General features: G+C 71.6%; 5 protein-coding genes. 3 read left to right on the forward strand and 2 right to left on the reverse strand.

The genetic code is table 11. The features are described 5' to 3' along the window. Nucleotides 1-44: 44 nt before the first annotated feature. Nucleotides 45-1,343 carry an aminotransferase-like domain-containing protein gene (locus E1269_RS25855; protein WP_131900002.1) on the forward strand — a complete coding sequence of 433 codons (1,299 nt, stop codon included), beginning with the start codon at nt 45-47 and terminating at the stop codon, nt 1,341-1,343. Nucleotides 1,344-1,369: 26 nt separating this feature from the next. Here E1269_RS25855 and E1269_RS25860 read toward each other — a convergent pair whose 3' ends face one another. Then, a complete protein-coding gene (locus E1269_RS25860; RefSeq protein WP_131900022.1) occupies nt 1,370-3,628 on the reverse strand; it encodes a sodium-translocating pyrophosphatase in 2,259 nt (752 codons plus the stop codon). Between the two features lie 242 nt (nt 3,629-3,870). After that, complete coding sequence (locus E1269_RS25865) at nt 3,871-4,218, reverse strand: STAS domain-containing protein (protein ID WP_131900004.1); 348 nt, start codon at nt 4,216-4,218, stop codon at nt 3,871-3,873. 89 nt (nt 4,219-4,307) lie between these two features. Here E1269_RS25865 and E1269_RS25870 point away from each other — a divergent pair, with 89 nt between their 5' ends. Both E1269_RS25870 and E1269_RS25875 read left to right on the forward strand, forming a co-directional pair. Beyond that, nucleotides 4,308-6,599 (forward strand): DEAD/DEAH box helicase, encoded by a 2,292-nt coding sequence (locus E1269_RS25870; protein WP_131900006.1) that lies wholly within the window; start codon nt 4,308-4,310, stop codon nt 6,597-6,599. Nucleotides 6,600-6,749: 150 nt separating this feature from the next. Beyond that, nucleotides 6,750-7,097 (forward strand): hypothetical protein, encoded by a 348-nt coding sequence (locus tag E1269_RS25875; protein WP_131900008.1) that lies wholly within the window; start codon nt 6,750-6,752, stop codon nt 7,095-7,097. Nucleotides 7,098-7,234 lie beyond the last annotated feature (137 nt).

Raw genomic sequence — 7,234 nt, forward strand, 5'->3', positions numbered from 1 at the left:
CTGGCCTATGGACAGGGCCAGTTCCGAGCTGATTCACTGGGCCAGTGGCATCCGACAGCGCTGCCGAGCTGGTCGCCTCCTGGGGGCCGGCCCCGGCCACCGGCAAGGCGTCCTGGCTGCGCGCGCGGCTCATCGACGCGGTCCTGGGCGGTCGCCTGCTGCCCGGGACCGTCCTACCCGGCGCCCGCGACCTCGCCCACGCGGTGGGTGTCGCCCGCGGGACCGCCGACACGGTCTACGCCCAGCTCGTCGACGAGGGGTTCATCGACTCCCGGCCGCGACGGCGACCGGTGGTGGCCGGCGGCCCGGGCCGCGACGCACCGGCCCTCGCACCGCCCGTGTCGGCCGCGCCGCCGCCGACACCCGGGGTTCCCGACAGCGCGCTGTTCCCGCATCGCGCCTGGTCCGCGGCGTCCCGGGCAGCACTGGCCGGGCTGTCGGCGGGCGATCTCGGCTACCCCGACCCGGCCGGACACCCGCGGCTGCGAGCCCGGCTCGCGGAGTGGCTGGGCCGCACCCGCGGCGTCTCGGCCACGCCGGACCAGGTGCACGTCACCGCCGGCGTCTCCCATGCCCTGTGGCTCCTGACGACGACGCTGTCGGCCAGCTCCTGGGCCGTCGAGCTGCCGTGCTCACCGGGCACCACGCACCACCTGCTCCGTCGCCCGGTGAACGTCGAGTACATCCCCGTCGACGGCGATGGGCTCGACCCGGCGCTGATCCCGGCCAACGTCGGCGCCGTGCTGGTGACACCCAGCCACCAGTACCCCACCGGAGTCCAGCTGTCACCATCCCGCCGGCGCACGCTGGTCGACTCGTGCCGCGCCGCCGGCCGGTGGATCGTCGAGGACGACTACGACTCGCACCTGGCCGCCCCCGGCGTCGTCCCGGCTGCCGTCCAGGCGCTGGCGCCCGACCTCGTCGTGCTGACCGGGTCGCTGTCGAAGCTGCTGGCACCCGGATTGCGGATGGGCTGGATCGTCGCGCCGCCGATGGTCGCGGCTCGGCTGCGCCAGCAGCGACAGGAATCCGACCTCGGGGTGTCGACGGTGCTGCAGCTGACGGTGGCCGAGCTCATCGCGTCCGGAGGGATGGACCAGCACCTGCGCCGGGCCCGGCGCGAGTACGATCGGCGCCGGGAGCTGCTGGCCGGCCGGACGGCGCGGTCCGGGCTGCCGCTGGAGGGCGCGCCGGTCGGGGTGCACGCCTTCGCCCGGACCAGACGGGGCGACAGCGGCCAGGCGGCGTTGATGCGAAAGATGACGAACGCCGGAGTGCCGGCCGTCGCAATTGACGACGACCGGCACTCCGGCGTGGTGATCTCGGTGGCGGCCGCCCGGTAGGTCAGACCCACCGGGCGGCACACCGGTCAGACGGCTGCCTGCTCCCGAGCGGGCTCCTCGTCGCCGATGACGGTGGAACGACGCTTCGAGAACCAGACCGCCGCGACGATGATCACGACGGCGACGATGGCGATCGTGTACCGCAGCGCGTCGTTCTCGTCAGCCCCGACGCTCATCGACACGATGGCCGGTGCGATCAGCACGGAGACCAGGTTCATGACCTTGATCAGCGGGTTGATCGCCGGGCCGGCGGTGTCTTTGAACGGGTCGCCCACGGTGTCGCCGATGACGGTTGCGTCGTGCGCGGCCGACCCCTTGCCGCCGTGCCGGCCGTCCTCGACCAGCTTCTTCGAGTTGTCCCACGCACCACCGGAGTTGGCCAGGAACACGGCCATCAGCACACCGGTCGCGATGGCGCCGGCCAGGTAACCGGCCAGCGGGCCGGTGCCCAGACCGAAGCCGACGGCGATCGGGGCCATCGCCGCGAGCAGGCCGGGCGTGGCCAGCTCGCGCAGGGAGTCCCGGGTGACGATGTCGACGACGCGGCCGTAGGCCGGAGTGGTGGTGCCGGCCATGATGCCTGGGTCCTCGCGGAACTGGCGACGGACCTCGAACACGACCGCACCGGCCGCCCGGCCGACGGCGTTGATCGCCAGGCCCGAGAACAGGAACACTACGGCGGCACCAATGATCACACCGACCAGCACGTTCGGTGAGACGATCGCCAGCAGGAACGAGTCGTCTCCGGAGATGTCGCCGGCGACGTTGCGGATCTCCCGCTCGATGGCATCCATGTACGAGCCGAACAGCGCGGTCGCGGCCAGCACCGCCGTCGCGATCGCGATGCCCTTGGTGATGGCCTTCGTGGTGTTGCCGACCGCGTCCAGCTCGGTGAGGATCTGCGCGCCCTCGCCGTCGACGTCGCCGGACATCTCGGCGATGCCCTGGGCGTTGTCGGAGACCGGACCGAAGGTGTCCATCGCGACGATGACGCCTACCGTGGTCAGTAGGCCGGTGCCAGCTACCGCGATGAGGAACAGCGACAGCACGACCGAGCCGGCACCCAGCAGGAACGCGCCGTAGACGGCGGCGCCGATCACCAGGGCGGTGTACACGGCCGACTCCAACCCCAACGCGAAGCCGGACAGGATGACGGTCGCCGGACCGGTCAGCGACGTACGGCCGACGTCCTGCGTCGGCTTCTTGTCGGTGCCGGTGAAGTAGCCGGTCAGCCACAGGATGATGCCGGCAAGCACGATGCCGAGCAGCACCGCTACCGAGGCGAGCACGCGCGGGTCGCCGTCGTGGTCGCCGAGGCCACCGTCGAGCTGGGCGAACGTGTCGGGCAGGTAGGCGAACGCCGCGATGGCGCACAACACCGCCGATACCACGGCCGAGATGTAGAACGACCGGTTGATCGTGGTCAGGCCGTTCTCGCCGGGCCGCGGCCGAGTCAGGTAGATGCCCAGCACCGCGGTGAGCGCTCCGATGGCGGGCACGATCAGCGGAAAGACGAGCCCCTCCTGGCCGAACGCCGCCTGGCCGAGGATCAGGGCGGCCACCAGCATCACGGCGTACGACTCGAACAGGTCCGCGGCCATGCCGGCACAGTCACCGACGTTGTCGCCCACGTTGTCGGCGATGGTCGCGGCGTTGCGGGGGTCGTCCTCGGGAATGCCCTGCTCCACCTTGCCGACGAGGTCCGCGCCGACGTCGGCGGCCTTGGTGAAGATCCCGCCGCCGACCCGCATGAACATGGCCAGCAGCGCCGCGCCGAAGCCGAAGCCCTCGAGCACGGTTGGTGCGTCCTCCTGGTAGGTCAGGACGACGACGGCCGCGCCGAGCAGGCCCAGGCCGACGGTGGCCATACCGACCACACCGCCGGTCCGGAACGCCACTCGCATGGCCGGGTCGCGCCCCTCGTCGCGGGCAGCGGCAGCCACCCGGACGTTCGCGCGCGTCGACAGCCACATGCCGAGATAACCAATGGCGGCAGAGAAAGCGGCACCGACGAGGAAGAACAGGGACCGCCCGAAGCGGACATCAGCGTCCCCGGGCAGCAGGAAGAGCAGCCCGAACACCAGCACCACGAAGATGCTCAGCGTCCGGAACTGGCGGTTGAGGTAGGCCGCGGCGCCCTCCTGCACGGCGCGCGCGATCGTCTTCATGTTCTCGGTGCCCTCACTGGCAGCGAGAACCTCCCGGCGAAACAGCGCCGCCATCGCCAGGGCTGCCACCGCGATCAACGCGACGACAACCACGTAGGAGAGGTTGAGCCCGGTCATTCGTCCTCCTTGACGTAGCCCTCGGGCAGGGCTTGTGAAACACCCATCCGCGCTGCGGCCTTCTCGGCCGAGCGCTGACAGTTGACTCGTTCGGGACCGGATGCCAGAAAGTCGGCCCTCGACATCCGGCTGACTCGCGGAGTCTAAAGGGCCGACAGCCCAAAGGTCACGCCGGTGTGCCCCACCAGTGCCTATGGCGCCGTGTGACAGTACCCACACGGCGCCGGTTCACGACGGCCCGCTCAGGACCCGTCGGTGGCGGCGACAGCCTCCTCCAGGCGCTCGTGGATCGGGAAGACCTTCGTGAGTCCGGTGATCCGGAAGATCTTGAGGATGCGCTCTTGGTTGCATACCAGGCGCAGCGACCCGTCGTGCTGGCCGACCCGTTTCAGGCCCCCGACGAGCACGCCCAGGCCGGTGGAGTCGAGGAACTCGACCGCCCGCATGTCGACGACGATGTGGTAGTGCCCTGAGTCGACGAGCTCGACGAGCTGATCGCGCAGTCTCGGCGCCGTGTAGACGTCGATCTCACCCCCGACCGCGACCACACTGCGGCCGCTCTCGGTACGGGTCGACAACGACAGGTCCACGCAGATCCTCCATGCCTCATCGGTCACTGCTCTGGCGCTCTCCGCATGCCGGGCTCATCCGCATTCAACCATGATGCGAGACTCACGAGGTGCCCCGCCCGAACGACCTGCTCGATGTCCTCCTGTCCGGTCCGCACCGGTCCGGACGTGTCACGCACATCGAATCGATCCCTGCCCGAGCCGCGAGTCCCGCCGCCTGGCCGGGATGGGTGGACCCGGTGGTACGCGAGCGCTTCATGACCGCTGGCATCGTAGCGCCCTGGACGCACCAGGCACAGGCCGCGTCGCTGGCCTGGTCCGGAAGGTCGGTCGTAGTGGCCACCGGGACGGCGTCCGGCAAGTCGCTGGCCTACCAGCTCCCGGCGCTGACGGCGGCCCGGTCGGGGCGGCGCACGGGCGGCACCACCCTGTACATCTCGCCGACCAAGGCGCTGGCCGCGGACCAGCTGCGCTCCCTCGACGAGCTGGGCGTCCCGGACGTCATCGCCACCACCTACGACGGCGACACCCTGGTCGAGCTGCGCGACGTCGCCCGGGCCCACGCGACGTACCTGCTGACCAACCCGGACATGCTGCATCACTCGATGCTGCCCGCACACCACCGCTGGGCCGGGTTCCTGCGGTCGCTGCGCTTCGTGGTCGTCGACGAATGCCACGGCTACCGCGGCGTCTTCGGCTCGCACGTCGCCCAGGTGCTGCGCCGACTGCGACGGGTCTGCGAGCTCTACGGCGCCGCGCCGACGTTCGTCCTCGCCTCGGCGACGACGGCGGACCCGGCGCGCACCGCCGAGCTGCTCACCGGCCTCCCGGTCGAGCCGGTGACCGCCGACGGCTCCCCCAGCGGCTCGAAGACGTTCCTGCTCTGGGAGCCGCCGTTGTCGGCCGACAACGGGACACGGCGGCGCAGCGTGCTGGCCGAGACCGCGGACCTGCTCGCCGACCTCGTCGTCGCAGACGCCCGGACCGTCGCGTTCGTGCGGTCGCGGCGGGCCGCTGAGACCGTCGCCGGCCTGGCCCGCGACGCCCTCGAGCCGGTGGACGGGTCGCTGCCCGGCCGGGTGGCGTCGTACCGGGCCGGCTACCTCGCGTACGAGCGCCGCGGCTTGGAGACCGCCCTGAACGACGGCTCGCTCGTCGGCCTGGCCGCGACGACGGCGTTGGAGCTGGGCGTGGACGTCAGTGGCCTGGACGCGGTGCTGATCGCCGGCTGGCCGGGTACCCGCGCGTCGCTGTGGCAGCAGTCCGGCCGCGCCGGGCGGGCCGGGCAGGACTGCCTCGCGGTGCTCCTGGCCAGCGACGACCCGCTCGACTCGTACCTCGTCCAGCACCCGGAAGCGATCTTCGGGCAGCCGGTCGAGGCGACCGTTCTGGACCCGGACAACCCGTACGTGCTCGCGCCGCACTTGTGCGCCGCGGCGGCCGAGCGGCCGCTTTCCAGCGCAGACGCCGCGATCTTCGGACCATCCACCGACGACGTCATGGCCACGCTGGAGCATCGGCGCCTCCTGCGCCGGCGGGTCAAAGCCGAGACCACCTGGCATTGGACCAAGCGCGAGCGTCCGACCGAGCTGGCCGACCTGCGCGGCTCCGGCGGCCTGGTCAGCCTGGTCGAGCTCGGCACCGGGCGGGTCCTCGGCACCGTCGACGAAGTCCGGGCCCACTCCACCGCCCACCCCGGTGCCGTCTACGTCCACCAGGGCGAGACCTACCTGATCGACGGCCTCGACCTCGACGACGGCGTCGCGATGGCCATCGCCGGCGCCCCCGAGTACACGACGACGGCGCGAACCGTCAGCACGCTGCACGTCCTCGAGGAGTCGACGTCGGTCGACTGGGGCGACGCGCGCCTCAGCCTCGGCTCCGTGGAAGTCAGCAGCCAGGTGGTGAGCTATCTCAAGCGGGCGCTGCGCAGCGGCGAGGTGCTCGGCGAGGTCCCACTCGACTTGCCTGAGCGCCGCCTGCGCACCCGTTCGGTCTGGTGGACCCTGCCCGCCTCGGCGATCACGGCGGCCGGCGTGTCCGAGGCCGACGCGCCCGGAGCGGCCCACGCCGCCGAGCACGCCTCGATCGGGATGCTCCCGCTCGTCGCCAGCTGCGACCGGTGGGACATCGGCGGCCTCTCGACCGTGCTGCACCCCGACACCGGCCTGCTCACCGTCTTCGTCCACGACGGCCACCCCGGCGGGGCCGGCTTCGCCGAGCGTGGTTATCACGCCGCACACGAGTGGCTGGCGGCAACACGCACGGCGGTGGCGACCTGCCCGTGCCGCGACGGCTGCCCGTCGTGCGTCCAGTCGCCCAAGTGCGGCAACGGCAACGAGCCGCTGCAGAAGGCCGGGGCGGTCCGCCTGCTGGACGCGCTGCTGGCCCAGGCGCGCTGAAAGCGGGCACACCGCGGCTCGAGAGTGGCGGGTCGCGGGTCACCGGCCCGGGTCGCGGGCACCCTCGCAACCCGAACCCGCCGAACCCGCGCGCCACCGGCCAGGAGATCGCTACGGTGGGAGGGAGGTCCCGATGAAGAGGTGGTCGTCGTGGTCGCTGTCGCACTGATCGTTCTGCTCCTTGCCCTGCTGCTCACCATCGGCGTCATCGCGGGGGGCGGCGAGTCGCTCTCGCTGGACCTCCTCGGCTCCGATGTCACGACGTCCGGCTCGGCCCTCTACTTCGCCGGACTCGTCACCGGTCTGGCAACCCTCGCCGCGCTCTGGCTGCTCCGGATCGGCCTGCGGAAGGGATGGCGCCAGCACAAGCGCATCAAGGACCTCGAGCGCCGCGCCGAGCACGCCCCGGACCGCAAACCCGACTCCACGCCGCCGGCGGAGACCACCTCTGCTGAGCACTCGCGGGAGCCCGAGCACTCATCGACCGAGAAGCCCTGACACCCGTCCCGCTCCAGGTGCGATACGCGTGATCATCAACAGTTGGCGACGCCTGGAAGGCTGGCGCGCATATCAAGAGCCCAGGATCGGCGGTACTGATGGGTGGCGCGCGCCTGAGCGACCCCCTGCCAACCACC

It is taken from the genome of Jiangella asiatica, from assembly GCF_004349065.1.
Taxonomy (GTDB): domain Bacteria; phylum Actinomycetota; class Actinomycetes; order Jiangellales; family Jiangellaceae; genus Jiangella; species Jiangella asiatica.

What these genes read in the sequence shown, in the direction of transcription:
- E1269_RS25860 (WP_131900022.1), bottom strand. Translation starts at nt 3,628, where the DNA reads ATGACCGGGCTCAACCTCTCCTACGTGGTTGTCGTCGCGTTGATCGCG.